General features: G+C 45.8%; 16 protein-coding genes and 3 rRNA genes. 3 read left to right on the plus strand and 16 right to left on the minus strand.

From position 1 onward, the window contains the following. Window positions 1–43: 43 nt before the first annotated feature. Window positions 44–733: an N-acetylmannosamine-6-phosphate 2-epimerase gene (locus RA086_RS12790; protein ID WP_308704164.1), complete on the plus strand. Its 690-nt coding sequence runs from the start codon at window positions 44–46 to the stop codon at window positions 731–733. Between the two features lie 197 nt (window positions 734–930). Here RA086_RS12790 and RA086_RS12795 read toward each other — a convergent pair whose 3' ends face one another. From RA086_RS12795 to RA086_RS12845, 11 genes are all read right to left on the minus strand, one after another. Continuing rightward, window positions 931–1,134 carry an AbrB/MazE/SpoVT family DNA-binding domain-containing protein gene (locus RA086_RS12795; protein WP_308704165.1) on the minus strand — a complete coding sequence of 68 codons (204 nt, stop codon included), beginning with the start codon at window positions 1,132–1,134 and terminating at the stop codon, window positions 931–933. Between the two features lie 136 nt (window positions 1,135–1,270). Then, window positions 1,271–5,314 carry an immunoglobulin-like domain-containing protein gene (locus RA086_RS12800; RefSeq protein ID WP_308704166.1) on the minus strand — a complete coding sequence of 1,348 codons (4,044 nt, stop codon included), beginning with the start codon at window positions 5,312–5,314 and terminating at the stop codon, window positions 1,271–1,273. Between the two features lie 268 nt (window positions 5,315–5,582). Beyond that, window positions 5,583–6,341, minus strand: coding sequence for a CPBP family intramembrane glutamic endopeptidase (locus RA086_RS12805; protein WP_308704167.1), 759 nt, complete (start codon window positions 6,339–6,341; stop codon window positions 5,583–5,585). Window positions 6,342–6,493: 152 nt separating this feature from the next. Then, window positions 6,494–7,021, minus strand: a complete 528-nt coding sequence (locus RA086_RS12810) for a DNA-3-methyladenine glycosylase I (protein ID WP_308704168.1) — start codon at window positions 7,019–7,021, stop codon at window positions 6,494–6,496. Continuing rightward, entirely contained in the window at window positions 7,018–8,166 is a 1,149-nt protein-coding gene (gene folP, locus RA086_RS12815) for a dihydropteroate synthase (protein ID WP_308704169.1), read from the minus strand. The genes RA086_RS12810 and folP overlap by 4 nt, the downstream gene beginning before the upstream one ends. Before the next feature lie 9 nt (window positions 8,167–8,175). Further along, entirely contained in the window at window positions 8,176–8,778 is a 603-nt protein-coding gene (locus RA086_RS12820) for a non-canonical purine NTP pyrophosphatase (RefSeq protein WP_308704170.1), read from the minus strand. Continuing rightward, entirely contained in the window at window positions 8,768–10,111 is a 1,344-nt protein-coding gene (locus RA086_RS12825) for a bifunctional folylpolyglutamate synthase/dihydrofolate synthase (protein WP_308704171.1), read from the minus strand. The genes RA086_RS12820 and RA086_RS12825 overlap by 11 nt, the downstream gene beginning before the upstream one ends. A gap of 65 nt (window positions 10,112–10,176) precedes the next feature. Then, window positions 10,177–10,746: a GTP cyclohydrolase I FolE gene (gene folE, locus RA086_RS12830; RefSeq protein ID WP_308704172.1), complete on the minus strand. Its 570-nt coding sequence runs from the start codon at window positions 10,744–10,746 to the stop codon at window positions 10,177–10,179. Further along, on the minus strand, window positions 10,739–11,248 hold the full coding sequence (gene folK / locus RA086_RS12835) for a 2-amino-4-hydroxy-6-hydroxymethyldihydropteridine diphosphokinase (protein WP_308704173.1): 510 nt from the start codon (window positions 11,246–11,248) through the stop codon (window positions 10,739–10,741). The genes folE and folK overlap by 8 nt, the downstream gene beginning before the upstream one ends. Continuing rightward, window positions 11,238–11,606, minus strand: a complete 369-nt coding sequence (gene folB, locus RA086_RS12840) for a dihydroneopterin aldolase (protein WP_308704174.1) — start codon at window positions 11,604–11,606, stop codon at window positions 11,238–11,240. Before folB ends, folK begins: the two co-directional genes overlap by 11 nt. Window positions 11,607–11,762: 156 nt before the next feature. Beyond that, a complete protein-coding gene (locus RA086_RS12845) occupies window positions 11,763–12,293 on the minus strand; it encodes a CvpA family protein (protein WP_308704175.1) in 531 nt (176 codons plus the stop codon). A 173-nt stretch (window positions 12,294–12,466) separates the two neighbouring features. Between RA086_RS12845 and RA086_RS12850 the strand changes: the two genes are divergently transcribed. Beyond that, window positions 12,467–13,366: a metal ABC transporter solute-binding protein, Zn/Mn family gene (locus RA086_RS12850; protein WP_308704176.1), complete on the plus strand. Its 900-nt coding sequence runs from the start codon at window positions 12,467–12,469 to the stop codon at window positions 13,364–13,366. A 41-nt stretch (window positions 13,367–13,407) separates the two neighbouring features. Here RA086_RS12850 and RA086_RS12855 read toward each other — a convergent pair whose 3' ends face one another. From RA086_RS12855 to RA086_RS12875, 5 genes are all read right to left on the minus strand, one after another. Further along, window positions 13,408–14,820 carry an MFS transporter gene (locus tag RA086_RS12855; protein ID WP_308704177.1) on the minus strand — a complete coding sequence of 471 codons (1,413 nt, stop codon included), beginning with the start codon at window positions 14,818–14,820 and terminating at the stop codon, window positions 13,408–13,410. A gap of 432 nt (window positions 14,821–15,252) precedes the next feature. Further along, window positions 15,253–15,513, minus strand: a complete 261-nt coding sequence (locus tag RA086_RS12860) for a DUF2187 domain-containing protein (protein ID WP_308704178.1) — start codon at window positions 15,511–15,513, stop codon at window positions 15,253–15,255. A gap of 170 nt (window positions 15,514–15,683) precedes the next feature. Further along, window positions 15,684–15,800 (minus strand): 5S ribosomal RNA (rrf, locus tag RA086_RS12865). A 72-nt stretch (window positions 15,801–15,872) separates the two neighbouring features. Continuing rightward, window positions 15,873–18,793, minus strand: a 23S ribosomal RNA gene (locus RA086_RS12870). Window positions 18,794–18,998: 205 nt separating this feature from the next. Continuing rightward, window positions 18,999–20,564: ribosomal RNA gene (locus tag RA086_RS12875) — 16S ribosomal RNA — on the minus strand. The 16S, 23S and 5S rRNA genes sit together here, the layout of an rRNA operon. Window positions 20,565–21,089: 525 nt before the next feature. On the opposite strand from RA086_RS12875, the gene RA086_RS12880 reads away from it, so the two are divergent. After that, on the plus strand, window positions 21,090–21,581 hold the full coding sequence (locus RA086_RS12880; RefSeq protein ID WP_308704179.1) for a VanZ family protein: 492 nt from the start codon (window positions 21,090–21,092) through the stop codon (window positions 21,579–21,581). Window positions 21,582–21,600: the final 19 nt, after the last annotated feature.

Below are 21,600 nucleotides of genomic sequence, written 5' to 3' on the forward strand. Positions count from 1 at the left end.
GAGACAAAATCCGAAATATGTGTTTTTTGGAGGATTGTGGATAATGAAAAAATCAGATTTTTTGAAACAAGTTAAAGCTGGCCTAATTATTTCATGCCAAGCACTACCTGGTGAACCCCTATATACTGAAAGTGGCGGCATCATGCCTTTGATGGCCAAAGCGGCACAACAGGCCGGCGCGGTCGGTATTCGCGCCAATTCAGTACGTGACATTCGTGAAATCAAGGCAGCTGTTGACCTCCCCATCATTGGCATCATCAAAAAGGATTACCTACCAGAAAAACCGTTTATTACAGCGACCATGCACGAAATCGATCAACTGGTCGCGGTCGGTGTAGATGTCATCGCCCTTGACTGTACCTCACGGAAACGACACGACGGCCTCACGATTAATGAATTCATTGCACAAGTTAAAGCAAAATATCCCAATCAATTATTGATGGCGGATATCTCGAATTTGGCAGAAGGCTTAAATGCTTGGCAACATGGCATTGACTTGGTGGGCACTACTTTAAGTGGTTACACTGAAGAAAGCACACCGCTGGTTGGCCCCGATATTGACCTGATCAAACACCTAGTTGCAGCTAACGTTGATGTCATCGCTGAAGGCCGGATCCACAGCCCAGAACAAGCTAAAGCTGTCCACGATTTAGGCGTGGCAGGCATGGTCGTCGGCGGCGCCATTACGCGGCCATTAGAAATTGCTACGCGTTTTGTCAACGCAATTAAATAGCTCACTTTCAAAGAATCATAAGTAACCAATATTAGCCTGAAATTAGTTATCACTGAAAAAAGGCCAGCACTGAAAATTGTGCTGGCCTTTAACTTCAATTAATCCTGACAATAAGCAATCGCATCGGTTAGCATTTTAGAAAAGTTCAAATTCAACGCTAGACAGACTTTATTCGTTGATAGTCATGCTTGTTGATTCTAATCATCACTTTCGGCCAACCGACTTAGTGTTTCAGAATAATGAGTCAGGGCATGATCGACCAAATCATCCAGAACTTTATCTTCAATCCCAATATTAGGATCAACAGTCAAAGTTTGATCTTGATTCAGCGTAATCTTAACCTTTTCACCTTTCACTAACTGCAATTTATTAACAATTTCAGCTGGTATCGTGATTGCCAACGAATTTCCAAAAGCAGTAATATTTCTCTGATAATTTTTTCAGTCATATTAGATTCCTCCGTTTCCAAAGGAACATTAACATATATACGTACATACATCTATTTTAATCATTCTAAGTTTTAAAACGCCGGCTCAGCTAATCGTCCAAATGCCGTTTCCGTTTCAAGTAGCGTTGCATAATTAAAATACCGCCGCTGACCAACCCAATTAATGAGAGCAATAAGGATACGCCAACCGCCACTTCACCAGTTGCTGGCAAGTTTTGGAAAGCTTTGACCGGATCTTTAGCAACTGTTTGAAGCTTAGTCGCTAAATCTTTCACGATTGGCACGACCGCCGCTTGCTGACCTTTGACGTTGACCGTCAAATCAACCGTTTTGCTAGTCAGCCCATTCGATAATTTCACTTGAACATGATAAGTTCCTGCCCGCTTGAAATCAATCTTTTCAGGATTCAAAAGTTCCGCACGGAATGGCATTGACGGATTATCCGGCTTGATTTCCAGTAAGCTGAGTAAGTGCGAAATATTCGTGGCTTCAAACGTATTGCCATCGGCTGCGTCAATCGGTTGATAATCAATCTTATCCTTAGCAAGATATGGTATTGCTAAACCATGTTCATCGGTCCCATGGTCTTGACTACCACTCTCGGCTTGTGAGGCTTTATCGGCAATAATGAAGCTGATTTCTTGGCTGCCTGTCATATGATTACCATTAGTAATTTCAAAATTATACGTATACGCGCCAGCCTTCCGATAATTGCCATTGTTGAATAAATTGGCATCATCTTCACTAATCTTCAACAAATTATGATCGATTTGGCCGCTATCGGCAGCGCTGGCCGTGATTTTACCACGAATCTGTTTCAAAATATCGGCGGGAGTGCCTGGCTGGAGAACTAAATAGCCTTGTGAATTCGTGTTAGTGACCTTAATCGTTGGAATCGCATGCGCCACAGTAATCGTAATAACTTTTTTAGCCTGGTTACCAAATTTATTGGTTACCGTATAAGTCACTTGATACTTACCCGCCTGCTTCGTATTAACCGTCTCAGCGCCGGTAACTTTCAATTGTTTTGAAAGGTCACCTTCAACCGGATCCAGGGCAAAGCTATTTTGCAACGCTTCCTTTGTGGTATACGCCGAACGCCCATATGGCATCGTCATATCCGCAGGTCCTTTAATTTCAGGGATATCGCTCTTAACCTCGACGTTAATATTTTGGCGGGCTGTTTCACCAGCTGAATTGGTCACACTAGCCACAACAACATAGGTCCCGGGAGTAGTCATTTTAACTTGACTCGTTTCATATTTAATTTGTGATTTCAGTGACCCATCGACCGAATCTTCCGCGGTAAAGCCACCCTTACCCAAGGCTGCCATCAAATCAGTCCCCTGGGTGACGGTAATGTCTTTAACATTGAGCGTCATCGGCTTAAACGAGGCGACCATCACATTCATCGTCGCTTTCGTCACTGTCCCATTAGCATCCGTATAGGTTAATTTAACCGGGTAAATCCCCACTTTTGCCGTATTCACGCCACTCATATCAACGCTAACTTGATCAGTCACATTGCCAGCTGTTTTATGAGTCGCTTTAAAATGTTGCCGAATTTGCTCAGCCGTCACGGTGGTGCCACGTTCGACGGTAAAATCATTGGCTTTAATCGTCGTCAGCGGCTGGGCTTTCACATGAATCACAACTAATTGTGACGTCAACTGACCCCCAACTTTACCCGTAAAAATCACTGGATAGTCACCAGTCTGATCGAATTTCACGGCACTTGTATCCACTGCGACTGCCGTCAAATCGTGCCCGTCATTGACCGGTTTAACACCGGCTAATTGTCGGAGTTGCTCACTATTTAGGACGCCATCTGCCATGACCGCAAAATCATGTGCTTCAAAAATCGTCGATAAGTTCGTCTCATCCGTGACCGTCACCACTCGTGTCACCTGACCAGACAAGCCATCTTTCGTATGAACGTCATAAGTCACGTGATATAATCCGGGCTTGGACGTCTCCACGTGACCACGCTTAACATCCACAATCAACTCATCCACTGAGTGACCACTTGCATCTTTAGCAGTAATTCCTTCCCGAGCGTTAAAGGTCTCGCCGGTCTTAATCACCATACTTGGCGCAGTGACGGCGAGTTGCGTTGACCCCACCGTGACCGTGAAGGCTTGACTCACTTGTTGGCCAAATGAATTCTTAACGGTGGCCGTTAAATGATAGGTTCCAGCTTTATGAGAATCAACTTTGTCCCCACTCAGTGAAATTTCACCCGTCAAATCACCATCGACATCATCACGAGCCGTTAAATTCAAGGCCGTTTTGACATCGAACTGGCTCCCCACATTGACCGTCACATCTCGCCCACTAAGGACTGGTTTGCTAGGTTTAACAATCAATTTGACCTGCTTTTTAGCCGGCACATTCATCGAATTAATTGTTTTAAGGGTGACTTCATAAGTGCCTGGTTTGTCGAATTTCACCTTACTCGTGTCGTACTCGATTGGATCCTTATTCTTGTCTTGCCAGTCATCGAGTTTATCGACAACCTTGGCCTCATAACCTTTAAGGGCCACACTTGGATCAACGTTTCCAGGTGCTTGGGCCGTAATGCTCAATTCAATGTCGGCCTTTTTAACTTGTTTAACTTCAATCTTAGGGACAAAGAAATCATTAGCCGTTCGGACTTGATTCCCACCCTCACTGTAATTAGATGGCAATTGATTCGTGAGCAAGTTACCATTCGGCCCAGTAACCACTTTAGCCGAATTAATATAGTTATTATTCTTATTTTCGATACCGTGGATAAGATTATCGTAACTATCCGTTGCACCAGCTCGTTGACCAATCGCCAAAAAAGTATGATTATCCTTACTTTTCATTCCCACCAATGTGTTGCTGTTGAAAATTGATTTGGTCATGTCACGTTGGGTAAAGGCCGCACTGGTATTGTTACCTTTTGATAAGCTAACATCTTCAGGAAGCCTGCCAGCATTATAATTCATCGTCATATCGGCATATCCTTTATCATCTGGGTTAGCCGCTGATTGTCGAAAAATATTATTAGAAATATTGATGCCATTCGCATTGGGAAAGTGAATAATACCAGTATATTTTTCTAACAATGAATCGGCACTATTGACGGCATTAGGCTGCAATTTAGCCCCCAAATTCCCCATCGAATCTTTTGCTGGCGTAATCGCATTTTCCACATAGTTACCCGTAAATTCAACCGGTCCAACCATGGCATCCGAATATTGAATATGTTGTCCAACTGGATTAGGGGCGCGCCGTTCTAGGCCCTCATTATGCCAGATATCCCCTTGTTTTTGATAAATCGGTAAAAAGCGTGAATTTGTAATTTTGACATTTTTAGTCGGTAAGCCATCCATATACAACGACTCATTAATATGCCATTTAGGGTCGGCAATGAGCTGACCATCCTTCATTACGGTCAACTTTTCATCAGAGTTCGTCGAGGAGGAGGATAAAATCGTATAATCGACTTGAATGGCTTCTTTACGCGTATTCGCAGAAGTGGCCGCATACCCTCTAAACGTTGAATTCTTAACTTCAACCCCGTCGACGCCACCCAAGTCAAGCGAATGTCCCGGCGCGGTTTCCGTCCGGTCAAAGTCACAATGGTCAAACTTGATATCTTTTGAATGGGTGATAGCTTGTAACATTTGCATCCCGCCATTGGTCGAATTCTTGTCTACCCCACCGTTAAACGTGATATTGTCCCAGTACACGTGATTCACATTTTTATCGCCGCCATAACCCTTTGCTTGGGTTGGATACCACCAAGTGGCTCGTTTGTACTTATAGACATTACCGTTAGCTTCGGTCGTTGGCAGCGAGACCATATGACTCTCGTTAGTCCACTTACTGTCTTCCGAGGCCACACCACTCAGGATTAAATTACTATGTAGCTTGATGACGCCACTAATCCCAAAATACCCCTTTGGAAACTTGAGACGCGTCAATGTTCCCGGATCTTGCGCATCAATAATCTTCTGGATTGCCTGCGTATCATCTGGTGTAACTTCCTGAGATTGCCCAATTTTGAATCCGAACATTCCTTCAGTCACGACGACCGTTTTCTCACCATCCGCTTTAACTGGTAAGGCTGACAAGGCCGATAAACCGGTTAAATTAGTTGCCACGAGACTGGTCACTAGCACGATGCGGCTCAACTGCGTCACTTGTTTTGATTTGATAAGCTATTCCCCTATTCAAATGGATTGCCAGCCCCCACGGCAGCGCACTTCCAAACGTATCCCCGACGTTTTCATAGGTAACGCATTTCTAATCAAAGCTATTCCAGTATTATACGTGAAACAAGACTATGACATTTAGCTTCTGTTATTATAACAAAAGCCAGTGCTGGATAGCCCTTCCTTACTTTTACTGTACAAACTTGATACAGTAATTTTACATTTGGCTGTGTTGATGACCATTTAAATGTGCCAATCGAATCTGGATCATAGCGATGCCACAAAACAGGACCGTCAGTCCTAAATAGATCACAGCTGCCAGCATCAAGTCATGCGAATTAGGTGCTGAAAGCGACCCACCGGACTTCACTAGAAATAATGGCAGATCATCACAAATATGCAACAATATCGTTAACGATAAATTGTGAGTCGTCAAATAGACCGTTCCCCAAAGGATACCGGTCGCAACCACCAAGATTATTTGTAAAAAAACGATCGTAGCTGACATATTAAAAACATTGACAAGATGGGCAACACCGAACCCGATACTACTGATCAGCACCGCTGCAAACGCGTGGTTGTGCGTCAGTGACAAGCTCAGCGGTAACAACAAGCCACGGAAAATCAGTTCCTCTGCCAGCGCAATAAAAAGAACCGTTAACAGGATGCGCAAGCTCAGCTTCTGCCATGAAACTTGTAACCAAGTCGTGAATCGTGAAAACAATAAGAAGAGGATGGCCGGCAGACATTGTAACAACTGCAACCAAAACTTTTTCCGATTAAATAATTGGAGTTTAACTTGCCAAAAATAATGATTGAGCAATAAAGCAATGATCACGATGACCAGATCATCGGCCAATTGTCCATATCGTTGTGGCACGGCAAACCTGATTAGGTATGGAAAACCAGCTAAGACGGTTGGCACCAATAGAAAATTAACAATTATCCCGAGCCAATTCATTTTTCGCGTTAGCATTTAACGGACCCCCTATAATAGCTACCTAAGTTCAGCATATCACAATCAAATTAAGATCACGGTTTTTATTTTGGCGGGACTGGTTAATCAACCGCAAAAAAAATAGAACCAGCCGGATAACACGTGACTGATTCAATTTAAACTGTTCAGTTTTAAGTCAATTTAATTAGCCCTGCCGCCAACAAGAACATATGCGTGACAACTGGGCCAACAAAGGTAAAGCCGTGCCGATGTAAGTCGGCCGCCACCCGCGCCCCTAATGGCGAACGCGTGGGCAATTCATCATCCGGTGCTGGCATTATAAAAGGCGTCGCATCAACAAATTGCCACAAATAAGCACTAAAGCTCCCATATTCGGTCTGCAAAGCCATAATGGCCCGCGCATCTTGAATAATCGCTCGTAATTTGCGGCCATTATGCATCACACCTGGCGTCTGCATCAAGCGCTCCCAATCAGGTTCGTCTAGGCCAGCGACAGCCGGAATGCGTAAGCCTGACATTTCACGACGTAAAATTGGCAATTGACTCGCAGCAACCCGCCAGCCTAAACCAACATGTAAAATGCCAACGATTAGCAATTCAAATAACACATGATCATCGTGCGTTGGTGTTCCGAAATACGCATCGTAATCCGTCACCCCATTCGCCGTAATGTCGTTAAAATCGTCCGGGGCAATCATTGCGGTGCCGCCAACCAGTAGCCATTTTCGATTCGATCAAGCAAGGTGACCATCTGTTGCGTTTCAGCGACATCATGGACCCGCAGAATTCGGCCACCTTTGAGCATCATTGCGGTTTCAGTGACCAACGTCATCGGTAGCCGGTCTTCCTTCTTTAAGCCCAGTAACAAGCCTAAATAGCCCTTCCGTGAGATAGCAACCATCATTGGACGCTGTAGGTAATTAAATTCATCAATGTTGCGCATCATGACATAGTCTTGCTCACCATGTGCGACTTTCGAATAGCCAATACCTTGATCCAAAGCAATCCGTTCGAGATCAATCCCCGCACTAGTCAGCTCCGCCAGATTATGTTCAAAGAAGTGCCGCATACTGCTCGTCAAGTCCGCATATTCTTCATCACGACTACTATGCATCGTTAATAGACCGACCCGACTATCTGCCATCAAAGCCAGCTTTCGAGGATCATCCGTAAAGGCGTTCACATCGTTAATAATGCTAATCCCCTCAGTCACCACAGCCTTCATCACAGGATACTTGTAAGTATCGATCGCCAAGACCGCTTCTGGAAAGCGTTGTTTAATCGCGCGAATATAAGGCAACGTCCGATCCAATTCAACTTGCGGATCGACTTCTTTAAAACCAGGCCGTGTCGTTTGACCGTTGACTTCGATGACATCGGCTCCGGCTTGTAACATCTCTGCCACGTGATTTAAAACATCGTCCATCGTTTCATAACGCCCGCCATCGTAGAACGAATCAGGCGTGATATTCATAATACCGTAAATCAGGGGCCGTTTCGTCAAATTAAAACGGTGTTCTCCAGCTTGCCAATAAATATCATATTGCTTCATGATCTGCGTTAGCTGCAGTTGCACGGTCGCATGATTATGGAAAACTTGCGACCATTGTTTAGTCAACTGGCGGCCAGCTGCTTGACTGAGCAAGACGGTCAATTGATCAGGACCCGCTTGCACCACGCCATCTAATTGATGACAAAGTTGCGTTAATTTGAGCTGTTGCTCCCGATTATAATCACTAAATTGTAAAATTAACTGTTGTTGACGCGCGGCTTGCGCACTCAGCGCCTGACTCGCAAAATCCGTTGCGCGTGCAAAGGAACTCGTCATATCTTGAACTAACATCTGCTGCACCTAACCTTTCATCATCCTCAGTTGTGTGACTAACTTACAAGCGGCCTGACCGCGATGCGTCAACGGTAACCGCCATTGATCTGGCAATTCAGCTAGCGTCCGACCATAACGTGGCAACCAAAACAACCGGTCAAAACCGCCAGAATAGTGACCAATTTGAAATTGCGCGATATAACCGGCAATCGTTGCCTGTGCAGTGATCGTGCGCCCATCTGGCCAAGCTAACGCCAAGGTTGCGCGCATGACTGCCTGGCGCTGCTCATTTGGAACTTTGGCTAGTGCCGTGAAAATGGCGGCGTTACGATCACCACCACTGGTCTGAACCCCTAAGTCGCGCGCAGTGGTCACGCCGAATTTGTCGGGTAATGCTGGCAACTCAATGCCACTATCATCCGCGATCACCGGTCGTTGCAACTTTTGCGCCGCAAACTGGGCTTTGGTCACCGCATTAGCCACGTAACTAGACGTCGTTTCCGTGGGAAATTCGAGCGGATCTGCGTCTGATAAATAAGACTCAGCATTGAGCCCATAATACGCTAAGCACAAGGCCAAATCACGACTTTTACCACGATTATTAGAGCCAATCAGCCAGTTATTGGTCATCTGGAAACACCTGCCAACCTTGTTGTTGCAGCTCGCGCATCACATAAAATGACCCGGTGACAATAATGGCACTCGTTGCGGTTGCTTGTTGCTGTGCTAAGTTTAACGCGTCTTGGATCTCATCCGCTACTAAAATCACTGGCGAATTTCCTGATCTCAAGGCTGTCGCAGTTTGGGCTAATTGGGCCGCTGGCAGTGCTCGCTCAGGATTAGCGGGCGTGTTAGTAATCAGCACATCCGCCGCTGGCAAGACGGTCGTCAACATCGTTTGATAGTCCTTGTCGCGCAAGACGCCTACGACCCAGATCAAGTGACGTTGCGGCAATAGTGCTTGGACGCTCTTGACTAAGGCTTGGATGCCATCCGGGTTGTGGGCCCCATCGGCCAAGATCAGCGGCTGTTGCTGTAACACCGTTAAACGTCCTGGCAACGTGACCTGTTGCAACCCTTGGCGCACTGCCTGTCCAGAGATTGCCACGTGTTGCCGTTGTAGCACTGCGAGGGCCGTCAAAACAAGCCCCAAATTTTGTACCTGATACGCCCCAACCAAGCCCAACTGTAACGCTGACCAGTCAAATAAATCACTGGTCGCGGTAATCAGCGTCCCTTTGATTGTGGCTTGCTGGACAGTGAGCCGTAAATCGTGAGCTTGAATCAGGGGCACCCCTTGCCGATCAGCTTCCGCTTTTAACACCTTTAAGGCCGCTGGATTTTGATCTGCCAACGTAACCACTTGTGTTTTAGGTTTGATAATTTTCGATTTATTCTGTGCAATGGCCGTTATCGTCCGGCCCAAAATCTTTTGATGATCTAACGCAATTTTAGTAAAAATAGTTAATTGCGGTCCTGCCAAGGCATTAGTGGCATCGTATTGGCCACCTAACCCGGCCTCGACCACGGCCCAATCGACCTTTTGATTGCGAAACCAAACCGTTCCAATAAGAAAATACCATTCAAAAATGGAAATATCGGCTGCTTGTAACCCCATATTAGTGAGTACCGACACGATTTCGTGATAAGTATCGATAAAGTCAGCCGGACTGATCCATTGCCCATTAAGTTGCAGCTGTTCCCGGTCATCATTGATTGCGGGACTACTAAACCGGCCAACCCGATAACCTTGGGCGCGCAAAACACTGGCTAACATAGCGCCCGTAGAACCCTTGCCATTCGTACCAGCTAAATGACACACATGATAATAACGATCCGGTTGCCCCAAATGCGCCATAATCCGACGCAACAAGGGAACCCGATCGTGTTTTGTGACCAGCATGGCCTGATTAAGTTGTGCCACTAAAGCCTCATATTGTTGTTGAATTGTTGCTGAATCCACACTGTCACCTGCTTATTCTATTGCGATCAACCCACTTTTGAACCAACCGCCACCATAACACTATTTTAATTGACAATTCTTTGTAGAAATTCTCGCTTTAACTCCATATCTTCTCGGAATTGCCCACTATAATAACTGCTTTCCGTTTGAACACCTGGTTTGCTGACGCCGCGCATTTCCATACACATGTGTCGCGCTGAAATCGAAACGGCAATTCCGGCTGGATCTAAGATCCGTTGCAATTCTTTGGCAATCGTCACGGTCAAACGTTCTTGCACATTCGGTTGTTTGCTACAATAGTCAATCAGCCGAGGAATCTTGCTCAACCCAATGACTTGGTGGTGTTGTGGCACATAGGCCACTTGGACCGTGCCAAAAAATGGTAACAAATGATGCTCACACATTGAGTAGAACGGAATATCTTTCAATAGCACCATTTCAGTTTGGTCGGTTACTTTGAACAACTTATAGTTGTCAAATGGCGCGGCCGTCTTGGTAGCGAATACTTCGGCGTACATCCGGGCGACTCGGTCAGGGGTTTCTACCAACCCTGGTCGTTCAGGATTTTCTCCCACCGCTTCTAATATTTCTCGGACAGCGTGCCGAATCTTTGCCTGCTTGCTTTCATCAATCATCTTTCTCACTCACATTTCTTACTTTTTTAATCCAACTCGTGTCCTGGTTCGCCGCTAACATGGTTTGCACTTGTGGCCCAACTTGGGGGTCATTTTTGGCAATCTCAGCCGTGGGTAATAACACAAAGTTACGTTCAGCCGCATGGGCGTGTGGCACCGTTAATTCAGTGGTTTGAATTTTACGTGCCCCCCAAAAGGCAATATCTAAATCAATGGTCCGCGGCCCCCAATGAATCTGGCGTTCCCGGTGACCCTGTTGCTCAATGACATGTAACTGAGCTAATAGGTCAGTCGGCGTCAAGGTTGTCGTCAGTGCCACCGCAACGTTGTAGAAGTTCGCTTGATCCCGTTTTCCCCAGGGCTCTGTCTCATACCAGTCAGATACCGCCACAACGGTGATACCCGTTGACTGTCGCAGCATCGTAATGGCCTGTTTAATCCGTGCGACCCGCGGATGGATATTTGACCCAATACTCAAATAAACGCGTTCGTTACTTGCCATGTGGCGCCCCCTCCACCTCAATTTCAACGTCATCAAAAATTCCTGGCATTGGGACACTGTATTTACGAATCTTTAAATTAATCGCGTCAACCGTTGGAAATTTTTCCAATAAGGCTTGTAAAAGGTGATTGGCTAACGATTCAATTAATTTATAAGAATGGGTGGAGACAAAATCATCCATCACCGCCCGTACTTCAGCATAATTGATTGTTTCGTGAACATCATCATGTTGAACTGCCGTTTCAATCGGATACTTAATTGCAATATCCATCGCCAATTGCTGGCCATTGCGCCGTTCTTCTGGTAACACCCCATTGAACGTATGAAAACGTAAATTATTAATGCGAATCATTCCCATAAGTATCCCTCTTCATTTTTTAACTATAATCATAGCATGAAGCCGCCCGTTAGTGATAATAATCCGACAAATATCACCGATTAACCTGCCGAATGTTTGTCATTAGTTCAGGCTACAAAAAAAGCCTAAGCGTTGCGGCCCAGACTTGACTTGTTCTTATGAATTTTGCGTACTCGTTTCAAATTTAAAAATCTTGCTCAAAGACTGACTGGTTAAGCCAGGGGTTTTATTAACGATAAAAGTGGCTACTGGCGAGCTGCTCATCTGTGTTTGGATAAAATCAGTATTAACTAGATTGGCGAGTGATAACACCACAAAAATCACCAAATAGGCTATGATAAATGAAACGGCGCCACCAGCCACACTATTGACTTGCTTGATCACAGGTAGCCATGTAATGCTCCGCGACAAACGCGCCAGCATCCGGACCACTGCCCAACCAAGCGATGTTAAGATAAAGAAAGCCACGAGGTTGATCACCAGCGTGCTCCCCGTACTAACATCGATCAACTTTAGCTGGCTCAATAAAGTACTCAGCATCGAGCCGAATGGTTGGTATACTAGCCGGGCAAAGATCAAAACGGCAATGGTCCCTACCAGGTGCAGGATTTCAATCACTAAGCCACGGTGAAACCCGCGCATGATTGCGGTCAACAATAATAATAAAATGACAATGGTAAAAATCATTCGGTCTTTCCCCCTCTTTAGTCGTAAGGCTATTTTAGCAGGTTATGGCCCAAGTTGCGCTAATTTCGACCAAAATTAAACTTTCCTTAGCACCTTGACTTGAATTCAATTGTTCGTTAAAGTTTAACAGTAACCATTACTATTTAAATAAGAAACGGAGCGTTAGAGTTCCCTTGAAAAAAATACTATTAAGTTTAATCGTCCTGCTTGGTTTGAGCAGCCTCCTAGCCGGTTGTCAAACTGCGACCAAAGCAACTCCGACTAGTACCGGTAAAATTCGTATTATTGCCAGTTTGGATTTCTATGGTCAAGCCGCCCAAAAGGTTGCTGGCAAGTATGGTGAGGTCACCTCAGTCATCAATCGACCAGGCATCGACCCTCATGATTTTGAAGCCACTGTCAAAACGGCTAAGGTGGCTAGTCGTGCCAGTCTCATCATTTATAATGGGCTTGGGTACGACGATTGGATGAGTAAGCTAATCGTGAATAAGGCTGATAACGCCAAAGTGATTCAGGTTGGTACCACGATTGCGGGTCAAAAAGATGGTGCTAACGAGCACGTCTGGTATGATCCAACAACGATGCCAAAACTAGCCCATCAGATTGCCTTAGAATTGGCTAAAATTCAGCCGGAACACAAACAGTACTTTCTCAAACAAGCGCATCAATATCAGGCCAGCTTGCAACCATTAACCACTGAGATCACCAAATTGAAACAGCAGGCCCATGGCCAAAAGGTTGCAGTCAGTGAGCCAGTCTTTGACTACTCTCTAGCGGCTATTGGCTACAAAGTTAGCAATAGTCACTTTGCGATGGCCATTGAGGAAGGTTCTGACCCTTCGCCGAAAGACATTAAGCAGATGCAAACGGCCATCAAGAAACATCAGATTGCCTTCTTTGTGGAAAACATCCAGTCAGCCAGCAATATTGTGGATAACATGGTCAAGCTATCTCATCAAAACAATGTCCCCGTACTCAAAGTCACCGAAACATTACCTGCCGGGCAGACTTATGAGAGCTGGATGCTATCACAATATCAACAACTCGCTAAAATCCAAGCTCAAAGTCACTAATAAAAAACTGCAACGCCAAATGATGACGTTGCAGTTTTTATTTACCCTTTTTGCCGTTCATCGCGTAATAGTAACGCTAAGATAAAGCCAACAATTTCAACACCGAGCATCGTTAGAAACACGGCATGATACCCTTGCAAGTTAGCAGTCAGCGTCGGTACTCCTGATTTGAGCTGAGCAGCGGTCACATTTGACAAAATCAAGGTCGCAATCGCAACGCCAGCTGACCCTAAGATCTGCCGAACCGTGGTAATTACCGCGGTTCCATGGGAGATCAAGCGATTAGGTAACGAGTTAGCGCCTAAGGTCACCGCTGGCATCATGACAAATGCATTGCCACCTTCAATTAACGCTGCAATTAAAATCATGGTCAGTAGTGTTAATTTGGTAGGAATCAAAGCCAGGATGAGCCAGCCAATGACAATCATCGCCATCCCAAACAGCATGATCTGTTTATAACCAAATTTTTCGGCTAGCTTCCCAGTTAGCGGATTCAGAATACTTAAGAAAACCGCCCCTGGAACTAAAGATAAACCAGAAATAAATGGCGAGACCTTCAGTACCCCTTGGTAATAGAGTGGGAAGACAATGGTAACCACAATCAAGGCGACATAAGAAATCGCGGTCAAGAAGATTGCCAAGTCATAATTAAAGGTTTTTAGCACTCTCAATTCAAGCAGTGGCGTGGTGAGGTGGAATTGTCGATAAGTGAAATAGGCCACCGCAATAATTGAGACAATCAATAAGATCCAGCCCAAGGTCCAATTAACATTCGGCTTGCCAATTTCATTCACTACATACAGAATACCGGCAAACCCTAGTAGCATCACAATTGAAATTAAATCTAATTTAGATGGCTTGCTGACCATCACATCTTGAATCGTGACAAAGCTTAGTAAGATTAAAATAGTCGCAACCGTAATGAAGACTAAGAACAGGCCATGCCAATCCGTAAACTTCAATACGACCCCAGAAATAATCGGGCCAGAAGCTAACGCTGACCCCATCACCAGGCCAGCGATACCCATCGTCGAGCCACGTTTAGATTCTGGGGTAATGGTCAGAAGGATAGATTGGTAAGACGGGAATAACACGCCCACTGCAGCAGCCTTGATCAACCGACCAACCATCATGACCGCAAAGCTTGGAGCGAAATAGATAATGATGGAACCAAGATCAAATAGGACCAAAACGGTCAGGAATAATTTCTTGAAACCAATATTGTTAAGCAACCAGGGGCTAATTGGCATCATCACGACCATCGTTAACATAAAGCCTGTCGTGAGCCATTGAACCGTCGATGCTGAAATCCCAAAATCATGCATAAAGGTTGGGTAAACCGTCGATAATGACGATTGACTGATCGACATCGTCCAAGTCCCCGTTAATAAAGTAAAAATGAACCAGAACCGCCGCCGACCTGCCAAAGTCAACGTCGTCTTTGCCTTGTCCATGTAAATGCTCCTCTCTCACTTTAGAACTGTTATTAACTAACGATTCCTATTGTACCCATTTTCCGCTTCCATGTACAGGCGATGCACGGTTAGGAACGCAAAAAGGCCACTGACAAATTGCCAGTGGCCTTTACTTACTTTTCAAACTAAATTATTTCAATGGCCCACCATCAGTCACGCGTCTGACTCAACTTGAGAGTGGGACAAAAGGCGGTTTGCTACCGAGCATAGCCTAGAAAGTCGAATGATTGGCATTTTCAATCGTTTGACTTTCGTAGCTAAGCGGAGGTCGCAGCCTTTTGTTCCACGTTTCGGCTATAAATATTAGGAATACCAACAAGAGTCTGGGGTTTTGTCCCAGACTCATATCTATAAGTGTCGGCTCAACTTACCGCTCCGGGTGGTCTGGACTGATACTGGAACGATACCGCACTAGTCGGCGAGCATGGCAGCACTAACCGCCTGCATCTGTTCTTTTTCGCCGTCACTAGGTTGGGCAAGCGTCATCTTCTTCAATGAAATCACGGCCCGATATTGAAGTTCAACTACGTTAATGTCATCCCGAGAATCATAATGGGTAATTGTGACATACGCGGAGTTTTCGTAAATCTTTTCGACCTTAGCATAAAAATCATGATCGGTATTACCATTTTTTTGGCACTTGACCCGATCCCCCACATTAATTTCAGCCATTACTATCACTCCACTTCATAAAATATGCTAATAACATAGCACTTAATGATGTGAATAACAATTATTGGTCTCTAATTTTCAAGTTTTTGTAGTAGTTGCGCTAGTCAACAATCAAATTAATATTTTTGGGTGCACGAAAAAAGGAACCGATATAATCGATTCCTTCGTTTGCATGGCAACGTCCTACCCTCGCAGGGAGCGATCCCCCAACTACTCTCGGCGCTAAGAAGCTTAACTTCTGTGTTCGACATGGGAACAGGTGTATCCTTCTTGCCATCGTCGCCACACTATTGAGAACTTGTGCCCTCAAAACTAGCTAATATCAAATAATTTCTCCTATGAACCTGAACACCAATTGCTTGGTTAAGTCCTCGACCGATTAGTATTAGTCCGCTTCACACGTCACCGTGCTGCCACTTCTAACCTATCTACCTGATCATCTTTCAGGGGTCTTACTTCCATATAGGAATGGGAAATCTCATCTCGAGGTCTGTTTCACACTTAGATGCTTTCAGCGTTTATCAGATCCATACGTAGCTACCCAGCGATGCGCCTGGCGGCACAACTGGTACACCAGAGGTATGTCCATCCCGGTCCTCTCGTACTAAGGACAGCTCCTCTCAAATTTCCTACGCCCGCGACGGATAGGGACCGAACTGTCTCACGACGTTCTGAACCCAGCTCGCGTACCGCTTTAATGGGCGAACAGCCCAACCCTTGGGACCGACTACAGCCCCAGGATGCGATGAGCCGACATCGAGGTGCCAAACCTCCCCGTCGATGTGGACTCTTGGGGGAGATAAGCCTGTTATCCCCAGGGTAGCTTTTATCCGTTGAGCGATGGCCCTTCCATACGGTACCACCGGATCACTAAGCCCGACTTTCGTCCCTGCTCGACCTGTCTGTCTCGCAGTCAAGCTCCCTTGTGCCTTTACACTCTGCGAATGATTTCCAACCATTCTGAGGGAACCTTTGGGCGCCTCCGTTACTTTTTAGGAGGCGACCGCCCCAGTCAAACTGCCCACCTGACACTGTCTCCCGCCACGATTAGTGGCGCGGGTTAGAGTGGTCATACAGCGAGGGTAGTATCCCACCAACGCCTCCACCGAAACTAGCGTTCCGGTTTCTATGGCTCCTACCTATCCTGTACAAGCTGTACAAACACTCAATATCAAGCTACAGTAAAGCTCCATGGGGTCTTTCCGTCCTGTCGCGGGTAGTCCGCATCTTCACGGACAATATAATTTCACCGAGTCTCTCGTTGAGACAGTGCCCAGATCGTTACGCCTTTCGTGCGGGTCGGAACTTACCCGACAAGGAATTTCGCTACCTTAGGACCGTTATAGTTACGGCCGCCGTTTACTGGGGCTTCAATTCTGAGCTTCGCCGAAGCTAACCCATCCTTTTAACCTTCCAGCACCGGGCAGGCGTCAGCCCCTATACGTCATCTTACGATTTTGCAGAGACCTGTGTTTTTGATAAACAGTCGCCTGGGCCTATTCACTGCGGCTGATCTTTCGATCAGCACCCCTTCTCCCGAAGTTACGGGGTCATTTTGCCGAGTTCCTTAACGAGAGTTCACTCGCTCACCTTAGGATTCTCTCCTCGACTACCTGTGTTGGTTTGCGGTACGGGTAGTTAAATACTCACTAGAAGCTTTTCTCGGCAGTGTGACATCAGACGCTTCGCTACTAAATTTCGCTCCCCATCGCAACTTGTCCTTAAAGTGAAAAGCATTTGACTCTTCACAAGACTTATTGTTTGGACATTCTAATCCAACAGAATGCACATCTTAGCCTACTGCGTCCCTCCATCGTTCAAACGCATTTAACTAGTACAGGAATATCAACCTGTTATCCATCGTCTACGCCTCTCGGCCTCGACTTAGGTCCCGACTAACCCTGGGAGGACGAGCCTTCCCCAGGAAACCTTAGTCATTCGGTGGATGGGATTCTCACCCATCTTTCGCTACTCATACCGGCATTCTCACTTCTAAGCGCTCCACAAGTCCTTACAGTCTTGCTTCACCGCCCTTAGAACGCTCTCCTATCACGTGACCTAATGGTCACATCCACAGTTTCGGTAGTATACTTAGCCCCGGTACATTTTCGGCGCAGGATCACTCGACTAGTGAGCTATTACGCACTCTTTAAATGGTGGCTGCTTCTGAGCCAACATCCTAGTTGTCTATGCAACTCCACATCCTTTTCCACTTAGTATACATTTAGGGACCTTAACTGGTGATCTGGGCTGTTCCCCTTTCGACGGTGGATCTTATCACTCATCGTCTGACTCCCGGATATGAATCAATGGCATTCGGAGTTTATCTGAATTCAGTAACCCAAGACGGGCCCCTAGTCCAAATAGTGCTCTACCTCCATGATCCTTAATCCGAGGCTAGCCCTAAAGCTATTTCGGAGAGAACCAGCTATCTCCAAGTTCGTTTGGAATTTCACCGCTATCCACACCTCATCCCAGCAATTTTCAACTTACACGGGTTCGGTCCTCCAGTGCGTTTTACCGCACCTTCAACCTGGACATGGATAGGTCACCTGGTTTCGGGTCTACAACCTCGTACTAAAAACGCCCATTTCAGACTCGCTTTCGCTACGGCTCCGACTTTTCAGTCTTAACCTTGCACGGGATCGTAACTCGCCGGTTCATTCTACAAAAGGCACGCCATCACGCATTAACGCGCTCTGACTTATTGTAGGCACATGGTTTCAGGAACTATTTCACTCCCCTTCCGGGGTGCTTTTCACCTTTCCCTCACGGTACTGGTTCACTATCGGTCACTAGGTAGTATTTAGCCTTGGGAGATGGTCCTCCCAGATTCCGACGGAATTTCACGTGTTCCGCCGTACTCAGGATACTGAACTGAGAAAGCTTGATTTAATCTACTGGGCTATCACCATCTATGGCGGATTTTCCCAAATCCTTCGACTATCAAACTTTTTGGTAACTCAAATGTTCAGTCCTACAACCCCAAAGAGCAAGCTCTCTGGTTTGGGCTGTTCCCCGTTCGCTCGCCGCTACTTAGGGAATCGAAATTTCTTTATTTTCCTGCTGCTAATGAGATGTTTCAGTTCACAGCGTTTACCTCCGACTAGATTATGAATTCATCTAGCGGTAACAGTTGATTAAAACTGCTGGGTTGCCCCATTCGGAAATCTCCGGATCATAGCTTACGTACAGCTCCCCGAAGCATATCGGTGTTAGTCCCGTCCTTCATCGGCTCCTAGTGCCAAGGCATTCACCATGCGCCCTTGTTAACTTAACCTTATTTTCCAAAGGAAAATACGATTAATTGAGTTTAGCGATTAAACTTCTTTTAAAAAACTCAAAAAACGCGGTGTTCTCGGTTTCATTATGAAAAAATATATTTGATATTATCTAGTTTTCAAAGAACAAGTTTGAGAGTTAGACCTCTCAAAACTAAACAAAGTTTCAACAATCATGTGTAAGGTTTCCGTAATATTCCTTAGAAAGGAGGTGATCCAGCCGCAGGTTCTCCTACGGCTACCTTGTTACGACTTCACCCTAATCATCTGTCCCACCTTAGGCGGTTGGCTCCCGAAGGTTACCCCACCGACTTTGGGTGTTACAAACTCTCATGGTGTGACGGGCGGTGTGTACAAGGCCCGGGAACGTATTCACCGCGGCATGCTGATCCGCGATTACTAGCGATTCCGACTTCATGTAGGCGAGTTGCAGCCTACAATCCGAACTGAGAATGGCTTTAAGAGATTAGCTTACTCTCGCGAGTTCGCAACTCGTTGTACCATCCATTGTAGCACGTGTGTAGCCCAGGTCATAAGGGGCATGATGATTTGACGTCATCCCCACCTTCCTCCGGTTTGTCACCGGCAGTCTCACCAGAGTGCCCAACTTAATGCTGGCAACTGATAATAAGGGTTGCGCTCGTTGCGGGACTTAACCCAACATCTCACGACACGAGCTGACGACAACCATGCACCACCTGTATCCATGTCCCCGAAGGGAACGTCTAATCTCTTAGATTTGCATAGTATGTCAAGACCTGGTAAGGTTCTTCGCGTAGCTTCGAATTAAACCACATGCTCCACCGCTTGTGCGGGCCCCCGTCAATTCCTTTGAGTTTCAGCCTTGCGGCCGTACTCCCCAGGCGGAATGCTTAATGCGTTAGCTGCAGCACTGAAGGGCGGAAACCCTCCAACACTTAGCATTCATCGTTTACGGTATGGACTACCAGGGTATCTAATCCTGTTTGCTACCCATACTTTCGAGCCTCAGCGTCAGTTACAGACCAGACAGCCGCCTTCGCCACTGGTGTTCTTCCATATATCTACGCATTTCACCGCTACACATGGAGTTCCACTGTCCTCTTCTGCACTCAAGTTTCCCAGTTTCCGATGCACTTCTTCGGTTAAGCCGAAGGCTTTCACATCAGACTTAAAAAACCGCCTGCGCTCGCTTTACGCCCAATAAATCCGGACAACGCTTGCCACCTACGTATTACCGCGGCTGCTGGCACGTAGTTAGCCGTGGCTTTCTGGTTAAATACCGTCAATACCTGAACAGTTACTCTCAGATATGTTCTTCTTTAACAACAGAGTTTTACGAGCCGAAACCCTTCTTCACTCACGCGGCGTTGCTCCATCAGACTTTCGTCCATTGTGGAAGATTCCCTACTGCTGCCTCCCGTAGGAGTTTGGGCCGTGTCTCAGTCCCAATGTGGCCGATTACCCTCTCAGGTCGGCTACGTATCATTGCCATGGTGAGCCGTTACCCCACCATCTAGCTAATACGCCGCGGGACCATCCAAAAGTGATAGCCGAAGCCATCTTTCAAACTCAGACCATGCGGTCCGAGTTGTTATGCGGTATTAGCATCTGTTTCCAGGTGTTATCCCCCACTTCTGGGCAGGTTTCCCACGTGTTACTCACCAGTTCGCCACTCACTCAAATGTAAATCATGATACAAGTACCAATCATTACCAGAGTTCGTTCGACTTGCATGTATTAGGCACGCCGCCAGCGTTCGTCCTGAGCCAGGATCAAACTCTCAAATTAATGATGAGTTCTAAAAAAGCTCATTTAAAAAGTTGGTTCAAATTTATTAATTGTTTTCACGAATTGACTTCGCAAATGTTTTGCTAACAATCACAAGGATTGCTAGACCCTACACATTTGATTTGTCGAAACTTTGTTCAGTTTTCAAAGGTCTAATTTGTTGGTTGATTACCTCAACGCAACTTAATCATCATAGCATCTGAAGCGCTTACTGTCAAATACTTTTTTCAAAGAATTTAATTGGCTTTTTCAACTATCGTTGCCGTTGCGACAACAGAAACTATCATATCAATTACTGAAGAAGTTGTCAACAACTAATTTCAATAATATTTTTGGTTTCATCAGCACTGGGCTGACCTGCCGTAGCAGCAACGTGTACTAATATACCAATTTGAAATGAAAGTGTCAACGGTTTTTGACATCTTTTTTCATAATTTGCCAAATTGACCCGAATTTCTCTATAATAGGCCATATTATCCGTCCGAAAGGAGACAATTAGTCATGCTAGCCTGGTGTCCTTTTATTTTGATAACACTTATCGTCTTGATCATTAGTGGTCGGCTTTGGCATTCAGCGCCAACAAAGTCCCAATTTTTCAAACGTGTCATCCTCTTGGCATTTCTTTGGGTGCTCGCGGCATTCTGTTATACACCAACAAGTTACAATTTTAGTAGCGGCGTTCAACTCCCCTATATCGAATGGGGACCCGCAAAGATTATTTATAACCCAATACGCCAATTAGACTTAGGATTTTGGTTAAACGTTCTATTAACCATGCCACTCGGTTTCCTAATCGGTTGGAATTGGCCGAAGATCCATTGGCGACGTCTCATTTTGTTAGGCCTCATTACTGGGCTCACACTTGAGACTGGCCAATTCATTCTAGATTGGCTCGTCCATATTGACCGCTGGATTGACATCGATGACGTCCTGACAAACTGGGCAGGCGTTGTTTTGGGGTTCGGCGTCTACCAATTCATCAGTCGGTTACCCGGCTTTCGCTGGTTACAAAAATAACGAGTCCAAGGCAAAGGCC

Origin of the sequence: Lactiplantibacillus brownii (assembly GCF_031085375.1) — a bacterium.
Classification (GTDB): domain Bacteria; phylum Bacillota; class Bacilli; order Lactobacillales; family Lactobacillaceae; genus Lactiplantibacillus; species Lactiplantibacillus brownii.

Bases quoted from the DNA above. Each gene is read 5' to 3' on its own strand.
- RA086_RS12855 (WP_308704177.1), bottom strand. From the start codon at position 14,820: ATGGACAAGGCAAAGACGACGTTGACTTTGGCAGGTCGGCGGCGGTTC.
- RA086_RS12790 (WP_308704164.1), top strand. From the start codon at position 44: ATGAAAAAATCAGATTTTTTGAAACAAGTTAAAGCTGGCCTAATTATT.
- RA086_RS12845 (WP_308704175.1), bottom strand. From the start codon at position 12,293: ATGATTTTTACCATTGTCATTTTATTATTATTGTTGACCGCAATCATG.
- folP (WP_308704169.1), bottom strand. From the start codon at position 8,166: ATGTTAGTTCAAGATATGACGAGTTCCTTTGCACGCGCAACGGATTTT.
- RA086_RS12810 (WP_308704168.1), bottom strand. From the start codon at position 7,021: ATGATTGCCCCGGACGATTTTAACGACATTACGGCGAATGGGGTGACG.
- RA086_RS12860 (WP_308704178.1), bottom strand. From the start codon at position 15,513: ATGGCTGAAATTAATGTGGGGGATCGGGTCAAGTGCCAAAAAAATGGT.
- folK (WP_308704173.1), bottom strand. From the start codon at position 11,248: ATGGCAAGTAACGAACGCGTTTATTTGAGTATTGGGTCAAATATCCAT.
- RA086_RS12805 (WP_308704167.1), bottom strand. From the start codon at position 6,341: ATGCTAACGCGAAAAATGAATTGGCTCGGGATAATTGTTAATTTTCTA.
- RA086_RS12820 (WP_308704170.1), bottom strand. From the start codon at position 8,778: ATGACCAATAACTGGCTGATTGGCTCTAATAATCGTGGTAAAAGTCGT.
- folB (WP_308704174.1), bottom strand. From the start codon at position 11,606: ATGGGAATGATTCGCATTAATAATTTACGTTTTCATACGTTCAATGGG.
- folE (WP_308704172.1), bottom strand. From the start codon at position 10,746: ATGATTGATGAAAGCAAGCAGGCAAAGATTCGGCACGCTGTCCGAGAA.